Annotated in this window: 19 protein-coding genes; 17 read left to right on the forward strand and 2 right to left on the reverse strand. The window is 50.7% G+C overall.

All coding sequences use genetic code 11. The features are described from left to right. Positions 1–109: 109 nt before the first annotated feature. Positions 110–973, reverse strand: coding sequence for a RhuM family protein (rhuM, locus tag AB2U10_RS13400; protein ID WP_367915453.1), 864 nt, complete (start codon positions 971–973; stop codon positions 110–112). Between the two features lie 229 nt (positions 974–1202). Between rhuM and AB2U10_RS13405 the strand changes: the two genes are divergently transcribed. The 10 genes from AB2U10_RS13405 to AB2U10_RS13450 all read left to right on the forward strand — a co-directional run bounded on the left by AB2U10_RS13405 (position 1203) and on the right by AB2U10_RS13450 (position 8726). After that, the gene (locus AB2U10_RS13405; RefSeq protein ID WP_367915452.1) at positions 1203–2099 is read left to right on the forward strand and encodes a dialkylrecorsinol condensing enzyme DarA; all 897 of its coding nucleotides are present in this window, start codon (positions 1203–1205) and stop codon (positions 2097–2099) included. A gap of 4 nt (positions 2100–2103) precedes the next feature. Continuing rightward, on the forward strand, positions 2104–3243 hold the full coding sequence (darB, locus tag AB2U10_RS13410; RefSeq protein WP_367915451.1) for a dialkylresorcinol biosynthesis protein DarB: 1140 nt from the start codon (positions 2104–2106) through the stop codon (positions 3241–3243). Next, complete coding sequence (locus tag AB2U10_RS13415) at positions 3240–3647, forward strand: hotdog family protein (protein WP_367915450.1); 408 nt, start codon at positions 3240–3242, stop codon at positions 3645–3647. Before darB ends, AB2U10_RS13415 begins: the two co-directional genes overlap by 4 nt. Beyond that, positions 3644–4114: a hotdog family protein gene (locus AB2U10_RS13420; RefSeq protein ID WP_367915449.1), complete on the forward strand. Its 471-nt coding sequence runs from the start codon at positions 3644–3646 to the stop codon at positions 4112–4114. Before AB2U10_RS13415 ends, AB2U10_RS13420 begins: the two co-directional genes overlap by 4 nt. After that, on the forward strand, positions 4080–4484 hold the full coding sequence (gene DarG / locus AB2U10_RS13425) for a flexirubin biosynthesis protein DarG (protein WP_367915448.1): 405 nt from the start codon (positions 4080–4082) through the stop codon (positions 4482–4484). The genes AB2U10_RS13420 and DarG overlap by 35 nt, the downstream gene beginning before the upstream one ends. Next, entirely contained in the window at positions 4484–5479 is a 996-nt protein-coding gene (gene darH / locus AB2U10_RS13430) for a BtrH-related acyltransferase DarH (protein WP_367915447.1), read from the forward strand. The genes DarG and darH overlap by 1 nt, the downstream gene beginning before the upstream one ends. Next, a complete protein-coding gene (locus AB2U10_RS13435; RefSeq protein WP_367915446.1) occupies positions 5476–6252 on the forward strand; it encodes an ABC transporter ATP-binding protein in 777 nt (258 codons plus the stop codon). The genes darH and AB2U10_RS13435 overlap by 4 nt, the downstream gene beginning before the upstream one ends. Then, positions 6245–7519, forward strand: a complete 1275-nt coding sequence (locus AB2U10_RS13440; protein ID WP_367915445.1) for an ABC transporter permease — start codon at positions 6245–6247, stop codon at positions 7517–7519. The genes AB2U10_RS13435 and AB2U10_RS13440 overlap by 8 nt, the downstream gene beginning before the upstream one ends. Further along, positions 7497–7946, forward strand: a complete 450-nt coding sequence (locus AB2U10_RS13445) for an acyl-CoA thioesterase (protein ID WP_367915444.1) — start codon at positions 7497–7499, stop codon at positions 7944–7946. Before AB2U10_RS13440 ends, AB2U10_RS13445 begins: the two co-directional genes overlap by 23 nt. Before the next feature lie 216 nt (positions 7947–8162). Next, positions 8163–8726 carry a dihydrofolate reductase family protein gene (locus AB2U10_RS13450; RefSeq protein WP_367915443.1) on the forward strand — a complete coding sequence of 188 codons (564 nt, stop codon included), beginning with the start codon at positions 8163–8165 and terminating at the stop codon, positions 8724–8726. Between the two features lie 7 nt (positions 8727–8733). Here the strand turns inward: AB2U10_RS13450 and AB2U10_RS13455 are convergent, their stop codons facing one another. Beyond that, the gene (locus tag AB2U10_RS13455; protein WP_367915442.1) at positions 8734–9318 is read right to left on the reverse strand and encodes a hypothetical protein; all 585 of its coding nucleotides are present in this window, start codon (positions 9316–9318) and stop codon (positions 8734–8736) included. A gap of 120 nt (positions 9319–9438) precedes the next feature. Between AB2U10_RS13455 and AB2U10_RS13460 the strand changes: the two genes are divergently transcribed. Genes AB2U10_RS13460 through lolA2 form a run of 7 tightly spaced genes read left to right on the forward strand, consistent with a single transcriptional unit; the run spans position 9439 to position 14970 of the window. Beyond that, entirely contained in the window at positions 9439–10527 is a 1089-nt protein-coding gene (locus AB2U10_RS13460; RefSeq protein ID WP_367915441.1) for a beta-ketoacyl-[acyl-carrier-protein] synthase family protein, read from the forward strand. Further along, a complete protein-coding gene (locus tag AB2U10_RS13465; RefSeq protein WP_367915440.1) occupies positions 10524–11114 on the forward strand; it encodes a 3-oxoacyl-ACP synthase in 591 nt (196 codons plus the stop codon). Before AB2U10_RS13460 ends, AB2U10_RS13465 begins: the two co-directional genes overlap by 4 nt. Continuing rightward, positions 11115–11366, forward strand: coding sequence for a phosphopantetheine-binding protein (locus AB2U10_RS13470; RefSeq protein ID WP_367915439.1), 252 nt, complete (start codon positions 11115–11117; stop codon positions 11364–11366). It abuts the gene before it with no gap. Then, complete coding sequence (locus AB2U10_RS13475; protein ID WP_367915438.1) at positions 11367–12572, forward strand: beta-ketoacyl-[acyl-carrier-protein] synthase family protein; 1206 nt, start codon at positions 11367–11369, stop codon at positions 12570–12572. Continuing rightward, positions 12559–13587 carry a beta-ketoacyl synthase chain length factor gene (locus tag AB2U10_RS13480; protein WP_367915437.1) on the forward strand — a complete coding sequence of 343 codons (1029 nt, stop codon included), beginning with the start codon at positions 12559–12561 and terminating at the stop codon, positions 13585–13587. The genes AB2U10_RS13475 and AB2U10_RS13480 overlap by 14 nt, the downstream gene beginning before the upstream one ends. After that, positions 13581–14354: a polysaccharide deacetylase family protein gene (locus AB2U10_RS13485; RefSeq protein ID WP_367915436.1), complete on the forward strand. Its 774-nt coding sequence runs from the start codon at positions 13581–13583 to the stop codon at positions 14352–14354. Before AB2U10_RS13480 ends, AB2U10_RS13485 begins: the two co-directional genes overlap by 7 nt. After that, positions 14341–14970, forward strand: coding sequence for a flexirubin biosynthesis/transport protein LolA2 (gene lolA2, locus AB2U10_RS13490; protein WP_367915435.1), 630 nt, complete (start codon positions 14341–14343; stop codon positions 14968–14970). Before AB2U10_RS13485 ends, lolA2 begins: the two co-directional genes overlap by 14 nt. Positions 14971–15033 lie beyond the last annotated feature (63 nt).

The raw sequence follows: 15033 nt of genomic DNA on the forward strand, positions 1-15033 counted from the left end.
TAAGGCCCTTGACAACAACATAGTATCCCATCAGCAAAATCTCTGGCTAGCATTTCTTTAAAAAAACAAAATCGGCTGTCAAAAAATTATTCAACAACCGATTTCAATTCTATTTACTGAATATCCCCGGGTAATTGGACAGCTCCAGAAAACTATCCAGAAATTTTGTCCATTGCTGCATATTAAAGGCAATGCCGCGCTGTGCGTTGTTTTCTGCCAGGTCCAGATAAGCAGATACAATCCTGTTCAGTTCAGCGATATGCCCGTGCGACAGATAATTTTTGGCAACCGAAACATCGCTTTTTTGAATTTTTCCGTCAGGTGCATCTTTCCAGGTTTTTAACCCCATATACAATTGGGTGGCATCTGCTTCGCTATAGATGATCTCCGCAGCCGTTTTTCCGGTAATTGCCCAATGCAGCTTGTTCTGAACTATTGCAAAAAAGTTTCTGGCTTGCATACTGTCCTTTTCATAATCTGTACTCAAAGCATATAAATCAGTTATTTTCTGATAAAACCGGCGTTCGCTTGTACGGATTTCGCGTATGCGCTCCAGTAACTCGTCAAAGTAATCTTGTCCGAAATGTTTGCCTTGCCTGAGCCGCTCATCATCCAAAACAAAACCTTTGATAATAAATTCATTTAAAGTCTGTGTGGCCCATTTCCTGAATTCGGTGGACTGAACCGAATTGACCCTGTAACCAACTGCCAGGACTGCTTCCAAACGGTAGAAATTTGTTTCATAAACTTTGCCATCTGTAGCAGTTGTTTCCATTTTGGAAATAACTGAATTTTCCGCCAATTCTCCGGTATCAAAAATATTTTTCAGGTGTTTGCTAACCGCGGGGACTCTTACTCCGAATAATTCTGCCATGGATTTTTGCGTAAGCCAAAATGTACCGGACTGAAAATAAACCGATACATTAACTTTCTGGTTCGTGGTGTTAAACAGTAAAATATCTCTTGGCTTCATAATTTTGTTGCAGGTTTACTATTGTTTTGTGCTTTCAAAATTAGGAAATTCAAACGGAGCTGATGTAATGGTTCGTTAATATATTTATCAACCGGCTCACCCAATCCCTCCGAAGCGATTTTTGTTTATGCCTTTGAAATATCCTCCCCTTTTTCAAAATGTAACCGCTTTTCTCAACTTTTGTAATCCAAATCATTAATTTTGCAAATTGTTTCCGGAAATAGAGCTGATGAAGAAAAATATCCTCGTGGTTTACTATACGCAATCGGGCCAGCTAAAGGCCATAGCAGATAGTATAGTAGGGCCTTTAGCGGGCTGTAACGTGGTTTTTCATGAAATCAAAATGGAGGAGGAGTTTCCTTTTCCGTGGACGGGCGACAGTTTTTTCGACAGCTTCCCCGACTCTTTTCAGCAACGGCCCCACCGCCTGAAGCCCGTACCTCCGGAGATCCTGGAAGGTGACTATGACCTTGTTCTTTTTCATTACCAGGTGTGGTTCCTGAGCCCGTCTATTCCTGTGACATCTTTCCTGAAGAGCGACGAGGGCCGGAAGCTCCTGTCGGGCCGGCCGGTGGTGACCGTCAGCGGCACCCGCAATATGTGGATCCTGGCCCAGGAAAAAGTCAAAAAGTTGCTGAAGGAAGCGGGTGCTGACCTGGTAGGAAATGTGGCGCTGGTAGACCGTGCCGGAAACCTGGTGAGCGTAGTGACGATCGTCGACTGGCTGTTTTCGGGCATAAAAAGGAAATACCTGGGCATTTTCCCTATGCCCGGCGTATCGGAAGAAGATATCCGGGGGGCAGCAGAGTTCGGCCGGATCATTCAGAAGCACCTTGAAGCGGGTACGCTGAACAGTCTTCAGCCCGAGCTGGCGGCCAATGGCGCCGTACGGGTCAGCTCTTTCCTGCTGTCGGTAGACCAGAAAGGGAACGCAATCTTTAAAAAGTGGGCTCAGATCATTGAAAAACGGCCTGCTCAAAGGAAATTCCTGCTGAAGCTATTCAACATTTACGTGATTTTGGCATTGTATGTGGTATCTCCTGTTGTGTTTGTGTTTCATATATTGACGTATCCGTTCTGGAGGAGATCATTTTTAAAAGAGAAAGAATATTTTCAGCGAGTTTAGATTTATGGCAGAAGTTTATATCACCCGCGCGGCGAAGTTTTTACCCAATGACCCGGTTTCCAACGACGAAATGGAAAATTACCTGGGCCTGGTCAATAATGCAGCTTCACGGGCCAAAAGAATCGTATTAAGAAATAACGGGATAAAAACACGATACTACGCTTTCGATCAATCAGGAGCCAGCACACACACCAATGCACAGCTGACCGCAAAGGCCATTGAAGGTCTTTACGGAGAAGGCTTCGGACCGGAGGATATGGAATTGCTGTCGTGCGGCACCTCTTCACCCGATACGTTGATGCCCTCGCATACGGTACTGGTTCACGGGTTCCTGCAAAACCGGAACCTGGAAGTAAACTGTGCGTCGGGCAACTGTTGCGCCGGCATGAACGCCCTGAAATTCGGCTACCTTTCGGTGAAGTCGGACGGAACCCGGAACGCCGTGTGCGCGGGATCGGAACGGACCTCTTCCTGGATGCTGGCCGACAAGTTCAATGCAGAGATCGAGAACCTTGAAAAGCTGGAAGAACAGCCTATCCTGTCCTTTAAAAAAGATTTTTTACGCTTTATGCTCTCTGACGGGGCCGGTGCCTTTTTACTGGAAAACCAACCCCGCGGACCGCTTTCCCTGAAAATAGAATGGATGGAAGGCTATTCGTACGCCCACGAGCTGGAAACCTGCATGTATGCCGGCGGAGAGAAGCAGGAAGACGGCAACGTAAAGCCCTGGAGCGAATACGAGCCGAAAGAATGGCTGAACCAGTCGCTCTTTGCCATCAAGCAGGATACCCGCCTTCTTGACCAGCATATCCTCGAAAAAGGAGCAGAAAGCCTGAAGCTGGCCATTGACAAGCATCACCTGGCGTCGTCGGAGATCGATTATTTCCTGCCGCATGTTTCGTCGCATTATTTTGTCAGCGGGCTGGCAAAATCGCTGGAAGAAAAAGGAGCCCCCATACTTCCGGAAAAGTGGTTCATGAACCTGGCCCGGGTAGGAAATGTAGGTGCGGGCTCGATATACCTGATGCTGGAAGAGCTGCTTGCCTCCGGCCGCCTGAAAGCAGGGGAGAAGATCCTGCTTTCGGTACCCGAAAGTGCCCGGTTTACCTATTCGTATGCCCTTTTAACCGTGGTGAGCGTATGATCAGTGTAGCTGAATTGTTGCCCCAGAAGTATCCTTTTGTTATGGTGGATACCCTCATTCACTACACGGAAACAAGCATTGATTCAGGTTACACAATACAGCCGGCCGATATTTTTGCCGAAAAAGGGGTCTTTCTCGAAGGAGGAATTGTAGAGCATATGGCCCAGTCAGTAGCCCTCCACACGGGGTACCGGTATTACCTGAAAAATGAGTCGGCGCCTGTGGGCTATATCGGTTCTATCAGCAATGTATCCATTCACCGCCTGCCGGCGGTAGGAGAGACCCTCACTACCCGTGTGGAGATCCTGCAGGAGTTTATGGGAATTACACTGGTGGCGGTAGAAACGTTTGTCAATGATCTGCCGGTGGCTTCCGGCAAGATGAAAACGGTGCTGGCTTCATGAAAAGGCTGCTGGAAATACACCGTTACCTGCCGCACAAGAAGCCCATGCAGATGGTAGACGGCATCCGGGAGATTACGGCAGAAGGCGTGGAATGTGAATTTTATATTTCTCCCGAGTCGGTCTTTGTGGAAGACGGTTACCTGAGCGAATCGGGCATGATAGAAAATGCGGCCCAGACTTCCTCCTGCATTGTGGCCCAGACATACTTTCTCGATGAAACGGAGAACGAGGTGATCGGCTTTATCAGCTCTATCCGCCGGATCAACATCCTGCAGAAGCCTGCTGTAGGTACCCGGCTGGTGACAAAGGCCGTGCTACTGTCAAGGTTTGATTCGGAAAATTACAGCACCTGCCGGGTACAATGCCGCACTTTTCAGGAGGAAACATTACTTTTGGAGGGAGAAATCAATCTGTTTATCCAGGAACAAGGCAATGAAAAAGGAAGAAGTACCCCAGGACAAGAGTAACCTGGCCTCCGCCAATATGCGGGAGCTGTGCTATGCCGTAGACAAAGACGGGAACTATACCACCGCGCTCAGTACGGGCTGGGAACCCAAAACCGTAGCGCTGGATAACTCCATTGCAGCCATTGAAGAATGGGTGGAAGAGGCGAGGCAGAAGATCAGGGACGGGAAAGCCAGCCCTATCCTCTACTTTATGGAACTCAATAAAATGGACCTCCAGGTGCTGGCCGGGTATACGGGCCTCTGGATGTGGCGAGTAAAGCGGCACCTGAAGCCGGCCGTTTTTAAGCGGCTGGGTAACAAGGTGCTGGCACGGTATGCGCAGGCCTTTAATATTACCCCGGAAGAACTAAAAAACTATAAACCGGAATAATGGTTGTTGAATTTGAACATCATCAGTCGGCTCACTGTGAGAACGGAGTGGCCTCCAACCTGCTCCGGCACAATGGACTGAATTTAAGCGAACCCATGGTCTTTGGCCTGGGCTCGGGTATTTTTTTCGTATATATTCCTTTCCTGAAAGTGAATCATGCGCCGGCCATCAGCTATCGTCCGCAGCCGGGCATTATCTTCAGCCGGGTAGCCAAACGCCTGGGCATCCGGATCAGGCGGAAGAAATTTTCTGACCCGGAAGAGGCCCGCAGGGCGCTGGAAGAAAACCTGGTTAACGGTATTCCCACAGGGCTGCAGGTAGGCGTGTTTAACCTGCCGTATTTTCCTGACCAGTACCGGTTTCACTTCAATGCCCATAACCTGGTGATTTTCGGGAAGGAAGAAGGGAAATACCTGGTGAGTGACCCGGTGATGGAAAATATCACCTTACTGAGCCCGGAAGAGCTGGAAAAGGTACGGTATGCCAAGGGCGCCCTGGCGCCGCAGGGGCAGATGTACTTCCCGATCCATATTCCGAAGGATATCGACCTCAAAAAAGCCATCGTTAAGGCCATTAAAAGCGCCTGTTCCACCATGCTGGCTCCCGTACCCATTGTGGGGGTGAAAGGCGAGCGGCTGGTGGCCCGCAAAATCCGGAAATGGCCGGAAAAAGTGGGTGTGAAAGCCACCAATCATTACCTGGCGCAGATTGTGCGCATGCAGGAGGAGATCGGCACGGGGGGCGGCGGGTTCCGGTATATCTATGCGGCCTTCCTTCAGGAAGCCGCCGGTATCCTGGAAAAACCGGAGCTCAAAGCGCTGTCGCAGGAAATGACCGGCATAGGCGATGAATGGCGTGATTTTGCCCTGAACGCATCGCGTATCCTGAAGAACCGGAAAACGGAAGACGGCATGTACCAGGCGCTGGCCGACCAGCTTGACCGGCTGGCCGACCGGGAGGAGGCATTCTTTAAGAAATTAAAAAAAGCGGTGTGAGCGAGACCCTGAAAAACAGTCCCGAACCGGTTATCCGGATTCATACACTAAGTAAAAAATACCGCGAGGCGGAAGACTTCTCGGTAAATGAGCTGACGCTGGCTGTTCCACGGGGAGAAATTTTCGGCCTGCTCGGGCCCAACGGAGCCGGCAAGACCACGCTTATCTCCATGCTCTGCGGGCTGATCCGTCCTACCAGCGGCGATTTCACGATCAACGGCTGGTCATACCGCTCGCAAGGGGAGGAGATCCGGAAAAACATTGGCGTGGTACCCCAGGAATACGCCCTGTATCCTTCGCTGAGTGCCCGTGAAAACCTGGTTTACTTTGGCAGCATGTACGGGCTGAGAGGGAAAGCGCTCGAACAGAATGTGGAAGAGCACCTGGATCACCTCGGCCTTCTGAAATATGCCGATAAGAAAATAGAAACCTTTTCAGGCGGGATGAAAAGACGGGTGAACCTGATTGCCGGCATCCTGCATTCGCCCATGGTGCTGTTCCTTGATGAGCCTACCGTAGGCGTGGATATCCAGAGCAAAAACGTTATCATAGAATTTTTAAAGTCGTATAACCGCGGGGGAACCACCCTGATCTATACCTCGCACCACCTGATCGAGGCCCAGGAATTCTGTACCCGTGTAGCCATTCTTGACCACGGCCAGGTGCTTACAGAGGGCACCCCGCAACAGCTTATCGGGAGCGTGCCGCAGGCCCGGTCGCTGGAAGACGTGTTTTTATCGATGGTAGGAAAAGAACTGAGAGATTATGCATAAGCTTTGGGCATCGGTTAAAAAAGAAAGCCTGCTCCTGCTGCGGGACACCGGGGCGCTGATCATCCTGTTTGTGATGCCGTTGGCGCTGATCATCACGGTAACCCTCATTCAGCAGGGGTCTTTCAAAACACTGAGTAATGCCAAAATCCCGGTGCTGCTGATCGACAATGACCATGGAAGTGTTTCCAAAGGCATCCGTGAAAACCTGGAGAACAGCGGCAGCTTCGAGATCGTTTCGGAAAAGGAGGGTAAGCAGCTTACCGAAGAACAGGCCCGTAACGAGGTCTTTAAAGGCCGTTACCCCATGGCGGTCATTGTTCCGGAAAACCTTTCTGCCGACCTGCATCAGAAAGTGCAGGTGAATGTAGACAAGATCCTGAAAGATGTAGGTATCGGTGAAGACAGCTCCGCCGCTTTTCATGAGGTGGAAACGAAGGAGATCCGCCTCTATTTTGACCCGGCTACCCAGCTGGCGTTCAAGAGTGCGGTGAAAAACAGCATTGACAAGATGGTGTCTGAACTGGAGGTGCAGTCGGTGTATTCGCTCTTCCAGGAGCAGCTGAGCGACAGCGTGGCCATTCTCAGCCAGAAATCTTTTCTCCGCTTCAAAGAAATTATGCCGGTAACCGGCACCCGGGAGCTGATCCCGAATGCCACCCAGCACAACGTGCCGGCCTGGACACTCTTTGCCATTTTCTTTATCGTTATTCCGTTATCCATAAACCTGGTAAAAGAAAAAGGACAGGGAACGCTGGTGCGGCTGAGAACTTTGCCCATGCCCTACATCATGGTCATTATGGGAAAAACCGTTACTTTCCTGGTGATTTGTATGATCCAGTTTTACCTGATGGTGGCGGTAGGGGTTTATCTTTTTCCTTTACTGGGGCTTGAGCCCCTGCAGGCCGGGGGCAAGCTCCTCCTGATGAGCGTGGTGGCCCTGTGCTCGGGCTTTGCGGCCATCGGGTTTGGGATTCTCCTGGGCACGGTGAGCCAGACCCAGGAGCAGTCGGCCCCGTTTGGCGCTACCTCGGTGGTCATCCTGGCTGCTATTGGCGGCGTTTGGGTGCCGGTATTTGCCATGCCGGCATTTATGCAGTTTGTTTCGGGGCTTTCGCCCATGAACTGGGGCCTGAATGCGTTTTATGATGTAATACTCCGGAATTCGGATTTGTGGGCCATTCTGCCCCGCCTGGCCCTGCTGCTGGCGTTTTTTGTGCTTATGACAGGAATAGCGATTGTGTACGATGAAAAGAAAAGAGCCGTATAAAATTTTTGAGCAGCTGACCATGAGCTGTGATTTCCGGGTGCGCTTCAATGAAACAGATCCGCTGGGTATTGTGTGGCACGGCAATTACATCAAATACTTCGAAGACGGCCGCGAGGCTTTCGGAAGAAAATACGGTATCTCCTACCTCGATGTACAGGCTGCAGGCTATACCACGCCCATTGTCAGAACCGTCTGTGAGCACAAGCTGCCGCTTCGCTACGGTGAAACGGGCAGGATAGAAACCGCGCTGGTAGACTCTCCCGCCGCCAAGATGATCTTCCTGTTCACCATCTATAACAGCAATAACGAAGTGGTTTGCACCGGTGAGACCACGCAGGTATTTGTGGATGCCGCCGGAGAGCTCAGCCTTGCTTACCCCGGATTTTTTCAACGTTGGAGGGAGAGCGTAGCCGGTAACGTTCAGTGAGGACCTGTATTTATAGGTTTCCGATTTGCCCCGTTGCCTGAGCAGCTCCTGCTTAAAGAGGATTTTGCAGTGTTGACAGGATAATCCTGTTAGCTTCAAAAACGATTTGGAACGAATCTCATACCACGGTTAAGGTACGTGGGAAATCCGGTTTCACTAAGGAGGATAAATCAAAAGGAAGTATTAAATTTGATTGGTTGTGTAAACCATAAAGAAATGAGAAAAGTAATTTTAGATTTAGCTACGAGTTTAGACGGATTTATTGAAGGGGCAAACGGAGAAATTGATTGGTGTATTATGGACGATGATATGGATTTTGACGGATTTTTATCTACGATAGATACCATATTTTACGGCCGGATAAGCTACGATACCTGGGGCAATTTTGTACCCGGTGAAAATACAGATAAAGCCGAAGCGCAATTTTGGAAAAACATTCATTCAAAGAAAAAGTATGTTTTTTCAAGCCAAAACAGGGAAGACGAAAAAGCAACTTTTATCAATACGGACATAGCTAAAAATGTTGCAGATATTAAGCAGCAAAGCGGTAAAGATATATGGCTTTACGGAGGTGCAAGTCTTATCAAAACGTTTATTGAATCGGGGCTTATTGATATTTACAGGATATCGGTACACCCAACCGCCCTGGGAAGCGGGAAACCATTATTTGAAGATTTAAAAGAACGCTTAAACCTTGAGCTGATCAAAACCAATATTTTCAGATCGGGCGTAGTACAGCTAATTTACAAGCCTGTTGTTTTCAGGCTTGCCCCAAAGTGAGTCTCCCTTAAAACTTAAACCCGAAATTGGTGCTCAGCTGCACCGTTCCCCCGATATCGTTCTGCTTATTGGCACTTTTATCTACATACAACAACCCGAAGCCCAGGTTAATGCCCATTGTAAACTTGCGCGAAATATCAAAATTGACGTAGTTGGTGACCATCACCCCGAGGCGGGTATTGTTAGACAGCTTATAGCGATCGCGCCAGGTGCCGTCGCTGCTGACAGAGCTGGACGTGTAATAATATCTTTTTCCTGAGCCCAGCACCAGGTTGGAGCCGATGGCGTATTTAACCGGTCGCTCCTGAGATGCCGGGTAAAATTTAAAGCCGGGTGTAAAGTAAAAATAGGCCGGGCTGGAACGGTCGTCTGAGGTCCAGAGCTGGTCATGTTGCCGGAATACCACATCCAGCGGGAAAACCAGGCTGAGCTTGGAATTCTGGGCCAGGTACTTTTCATAGCTGATGCCCACGGTGGTACCCACTTCATTAACCCCTACCGGTGAAAACCGGATGGCATTGGTTTCCCTTTGGGCAAAAGCCGGTGCTATACAGGAAAAAAGAAGACAAGTTACGGCGATATATTTCTTCATATCTGTGCGTTTGTTATTATTCATATAAACTGTTCTCCGGGGTGTTTTATTGTTTAGCGTTTGCATCCTGTTTTTTCCTTCATGGATTTCCGTTAAATTTGCACACCTCAAAAACGGTACATGAGTTTTATTGCGGACTACAATTGCTTCACTCCTTTGGGAGCCGACCTGCCTGCTACGCTGGCCCGGCTCGATGAGGGCGTAAGCGGTATACGTTTTTTTGAGAACAGCGGCTTGCTTCCCGTGCCGTACCATGCCGCCCGGATTACCGGATCTGTGCTTGCCCACGCAGGCTTTACCCGCCTGGAAAACATGCTGATCCGGGCCCTGGAGCCGGTTATTGAACGCAACCCGGTTCAGGGGCGGTCGCTCCTCCTCGTGTCTACCACCAAGGGAAATATCAGCGCATTGACCGGTGAAGAACCTGTAACCGATACTTTTCTGTCGGAAATGGCCCGGAAAGTAGCCCGGCATTTTGGCTTCCGTGAAACCCCCTGGGTGCTTTCCAACGCCTGTGTTTCGGGTATCCTGGCCGTAGCGGTAGCGAAGCGGGTAATTGATGCCGGAGCTTACGATGCCGTTTATATCGTGGCCGGTGATGAAGTTACTGAATTTGTATTGAGCGGGTTTGCGGGCTTCCAGGCACTCAGCTCTGGCCCCTGCAGGCCTTACGATAAAAACCGCGACGGCGTTACCCTGGGCGAAGCCGCTGCCGCCACGCTGGTAACGAAAGAGCCCGGGCTGTTCCGGGTAGCCGGCGACGGGGCCGTGAATGACGCCAACCACATCTCCGGGCCCTCGCGTACCGGTGAAGGGCTTTACAGGAGTATTTGCCGGGCGCTGGAAGAGGCCGGGCTGAACGGCCACGACCTCGACTTTATTTCCGCCCACGGCACCGCTACGGAGTACAACGATGAAATGGAAGCCATAGCGCTGGACCGCCTCGGGCTGAACCGGGTGCCGGTCAACAGCCTGAAAGGGTATTTCGGCCATACCCTGGGAGCCTCCGGCTTACTCGAAGCCGTGATCTCCTTTGAATCGGCCCGCAGGGGAATCCTGTATCCTTCTTTAGGCTTTGAGACACCGGGGGTTTCGCGGGAGATTCATGTGGTGCAAGCGCCCGAAAAAAAAGAAGTCAGGTATTTTATGAAGACGGCCTCGGGTTTCGGGGGCTGCAACACCGCCGTAATTTTTGAAAAGTTAAATTGAGCAAAGCATTCTACATACAGGACTATTGCGAGATCAGCGGCGGGGCGATCCGGCTGAACGGGGAAACCGTCTTTTCTGCCGGAGCCGCTCAGTTTACCGATTTTGCCAAAATGGCTTACCAGCATTTCGGCCTGGCGTACCCGAAGTTCTTCAAAATGGATAAGCTCAGCAAGCTGGCTTTCCTGGCGGCTTCACAGGTGCTGACCGAAGAAAAAAATACGGCCCTGGTCTTTGCCAACCGCTCTTCTTCACTGGATACCGACCTCGTTTACCAGCGGTCTATTGACGATAAAGAAGCGTATTATCCCAGCCCGGCGGTCTTTGTATACACCCTGCCCAACATTTGTTTGGGAGAAATCAGCATAAAGTATAAACTTTATTCAGAAAATAGTTTCTTTGTGTTTGAAAACTTCCCGGCGGCGTTTTTCCCGGTGTATGCCGACTCGCTGATCCGCACCGGAAAAGCAGACGATGTACTGTGCGGATGGGTGGAAATGCTGGACGAAAGCTACCGTGCCCTGGTATACCGGGTGGGAAGCGAAGGCCTGACGGAGCATAATGAACAGAATTTAAACAAATTGATATAAATGGACAAACAGGAGATCAAAGAAAAAATTATAGCCGCACTTAACCTGGAAGACGTTACGGCCGCCGATATTAACGACGATGACGCCCTTTTCGGCGACGGGCTGGGACTCGACTCCATCGATGCCCTGGAGCTGATTGTCATGCTTGATAAAGACTATGGCATCAAGCTGTCAGATCCGAAAGAAGGCAGGAATATTTTCAGGTCAGTTAACACCATGGCCGCCTATATTGCAGAGCACAGAACAAAATAAATGGGAAAAGCAGGTATTACAGGAATGGGGATCGTTTCAGCCATTGGTCTTACCGTGGAAGAAAATTTCCGTTCGCTGGTGGAGCTGAAACCCGGCATATCCCGCATTGAAAACCTGGATACAGTGCACAAAGACGTGATCCGGGTAGGGGAGATTAAAAAGACAAATAAAGAATTAGCTAAATATCTAAATTTAGAAGAGAGAAATAACTACACCCGTACAGCTATGCTGGGGGTGATGGCTGCCCGGCAGGCGGTTGAACATGCCGGCATTACCGGTACCGGGAAATGGAAAACGGGACTGGTCTCGGCCACAAGCGTGGGCGGAATGGACACCACCGAGCAGTATTTCACCTCGTACCTGGAAAATGAAGCGATAAGAAGGTATATCCTGAGCCATGATCCCGGCGACAGCACCCATAAGATTGCCGACGCCCTCGGGATACACGGTTTCATAACCACCATCAGCACGGCCTGCTCTTCAGCGGCTAATGCCATCATGCTGGGTGCCCGGATGATCGCTTCGGGCGAGCTTGACCGTGTGGTGGTAGGCGGGACCGATGCGCTGGCCAAATTTACCATTAACGGCTTTAAAACCCTGATGATCCTGTCAGATACGGAAAACACCCCGTTTGACCGTGACCGCAAAGGACTGAACCTGGGCGAGGCTGCTGCTTACCTGGTGTTGGAATCGGACGAAGTGATAAAAGCAGAAAACAAGAAAGTTTTAGCTTATTTATCCGGTTTCGGAAACGCCAATGATGCCTATCACCAGACGGCTTCGTCAGAAAACGGCGAAGGCGCTACCCTGGCCATGGAAAAAGCGTTGCGCTTGGCAGGACTGCGCCCCGATGAGATCAGCTACATCAACGTGCACGGTACGGCCACCGGCAACAATGACCTGTCAGAAGGCCGGGCGCTGATCAATATTTTCGGAGACCGGGTGCCACCGTTCAGCTCTACCAAGCCCTATACCGGCCATACGCTGGCCGCGGCAGGTGCTATTGAGGCGGTATACAGCGTTCTTTCGCTGCAGCACGGCATGATCTGGCCCAACCTGAACTTCCGGAACCCCATGCCCGAGTTTGACCTGGTACCGGAGACCTCGCTGCAGAAAAAGGAGGTCCGCCATGTATTGTCGAACTCCTTTGGTTTCGGCGGAAATTGTTCCACTTTACTATTTACGGCGGCAGATGATTTACATTAACGGAAGCGGATGCATATCTGCCCAGAAAACATTTGACGGCAGTTTCCCGGAAGAAATAATCGCGCCGGAAGGCTATATCCTGCCTGTAGTGGCACCGCCTTACAAAGAATATATCTCACCGGCCATGATCCGCCGGATGGGCGCCGGTGTGAAAAACGGCGTGGTGGCCTCGGCGATTGCCCTGAAAGAGGCGGGTTCGCCTGAATTGGATGCCATTATCACGGGTACCGGCGTAGGCTGTATCAAAGACTCCGAGAATTTCCTGATGGCCATTCTTGAAAACCAGGAAGCCTTCCTGACTCCTACGGCGTTTATCCAGTCTACCCACAATACCGTAGGGGCGCAGATTGCCCTGGGGCTGGGCTGCAAAGCCTATAATTTCTCGTATGTTAACGGGGCCATTTCCTTTGAATCGGCCCTGGTAGATGCCCGTCTCCAGCTTCTGAACGGCGAAGCCCGCACCATTCTGGTGGGTGGGGTAGACGAAAAGGCAGATTTTACCTACCGCCTGTTTGCGCTGGCAGGACTGATCAAAACGGGTGAAGACTCTCCCGGCGCGTCGTACAGCGAAGGGGCCTCGTTTTTCGTTTTAGAAACCGGAAAAAAGGAGCAGAGCTACGCACAGCTGAAAGATGTGCAGGTCATGAACCGGCTTGAGCCGGAGGCTACCGGCCATGGGCTGCTGCAGTTCCTGCAACGAACCGGTACCCCCGTGGAAGCCATCGATGCCGTGGTGATTGGGAAGAACGACGACACGCAGTTCCAGGACTATTATCCCGCCTTATTGAGCGAATTTCCGGCCGGAATACCCGTTGTGCACTACAAGCACCTGAGCGGTGAATACAACACCGCATCGGCATTCGGTTTCGGGCTGGCAGCCGGTATACTCAAAAAGCAACAGCTGCCGGAGGCCGTTCTGTTAAGCGGAGAAACCCGGCCGGGCTACCGGAATATTCTTCTCTATAATCAATACCGGGGGCTCGATCATAGCTTTATCCTGCTTTCAGGATGCTGACCCACCGGTCAAATACGGCCTTCCTGCTTTCGGGAATACTATTGTGGCTAGGTATTCGTTTTTTTTACCCGGTGAGCGCGTTTTTCCTGCTTATTCCTGTACTGGTGTGGCTGGCTCTTGCGGTTACGGGTTCATTCTCTGTCCGCTGGAACTATCACCTGCAAGCCCGGCACGAAAATCCAGCTTCGGAGCATATAGCGCTCACTTTTGACGACGGTCCTACTCCTTATACCGCCGAGGTGCTTGACCTGCTGAAAGAGCACGGGCAAAAGGCCACCTTTTTCCTGATCGGCAGGCAGGTGGAGAAATACCCGGAGCTGGTGAAGCGGATGCTGACCGAGGGGCATACCGTAGGAAACCATACGTACTCGCATGCCCGGAATACCGGTTTTATGAATGTCCGGCAAATGGAAGAAGAGATCCGGGCTGCCGACCGGGCCATCCGGGCCGTGATTTCGCGAAAGGTAAAATTTTACCGTCCGCCTTACGGGGTGACTAATCCTTCGGTGAAAAAAGCAGTCCAATATACAGGACACACCGTTATGGGGTGGAGCATCCGCTCACTGGATACGGTGATCCGGCAGGAAGAGAAAATTCTTGACCGTATCTTCCGGCGGCTGAAGCCCGGCAGGGTGATCCTGCTGCACGACACGTCGGAGAGGAGCGTTAATGTGCTCCGGGAATTGCTGGATAAGCTGGGGGAAAAGGCGTTACGGTCGGTTTCCCTGGATGAATTATTTACTATTGAAGCGTATGAAGAAATATAAGGGAATGCTGTTGATCCTGTTTTTGTTTTTACATGCCTCTGAAGCAGCCGGGCAGCAGGAAACAGCCCTTAGCGAGGCAGAAATCCGGGCGTTTAAAGAAGGTGTCCGCCGTTTGGCCGAACAGACGGAGACGCTTACGGCCGACTTCACCCAGATGCGGCATTCGCGTTACCTGGCCAAAGCAGCCGAAAGCAAAGGCCGCCTCAGCTTCCGCAAGCCCGGGCAGGTGCTGTGGAAATACACTTCGCCCTCGCCGTACAGCGTTTTATTCCTTGAAAACAAAATGTACATTAATGACGACGGCAAAAAGAAAGACATCAATGCCGGCAAACGACTGGAAAAGCTGAACAAGCTTATTTCCGGGAGTGTCACAGGCAATATGTTTGATGCGCCTGAATTCGTGTTTTCGTTTAGCCGGCTCGGAGAAAAGACACGGGTACGGCTGACCACCCGGGAGGCTTCTCTCAAAAAATATATCCGGGAGATCGAGCTTACTTTTGAGAACAACGCGGTCAGTGAGGTGAAAATGATTGAGCCGTCTGAAGACTATACCCGGGTCATATTAAAAAATAAAGTGCTGAACAGCCGGATCGACCCCGCGGTTTTTGTGCCCTGAACTGCAGTAAAGAACCGGTTTGGGGCGAGATGTAAGGGTAAAATGCCGACTTTTTGATATTTT

The sequence above is a fragment of the Leadbetterella sp. DM7 genome, assembly GCF_040829825.2.
Taxonomy (GTDB): domain Bacteria; phylum Bacteroidota; class Bacteroidia; order Cytophagales; family Spirosomataceae; genus Leadbetterella.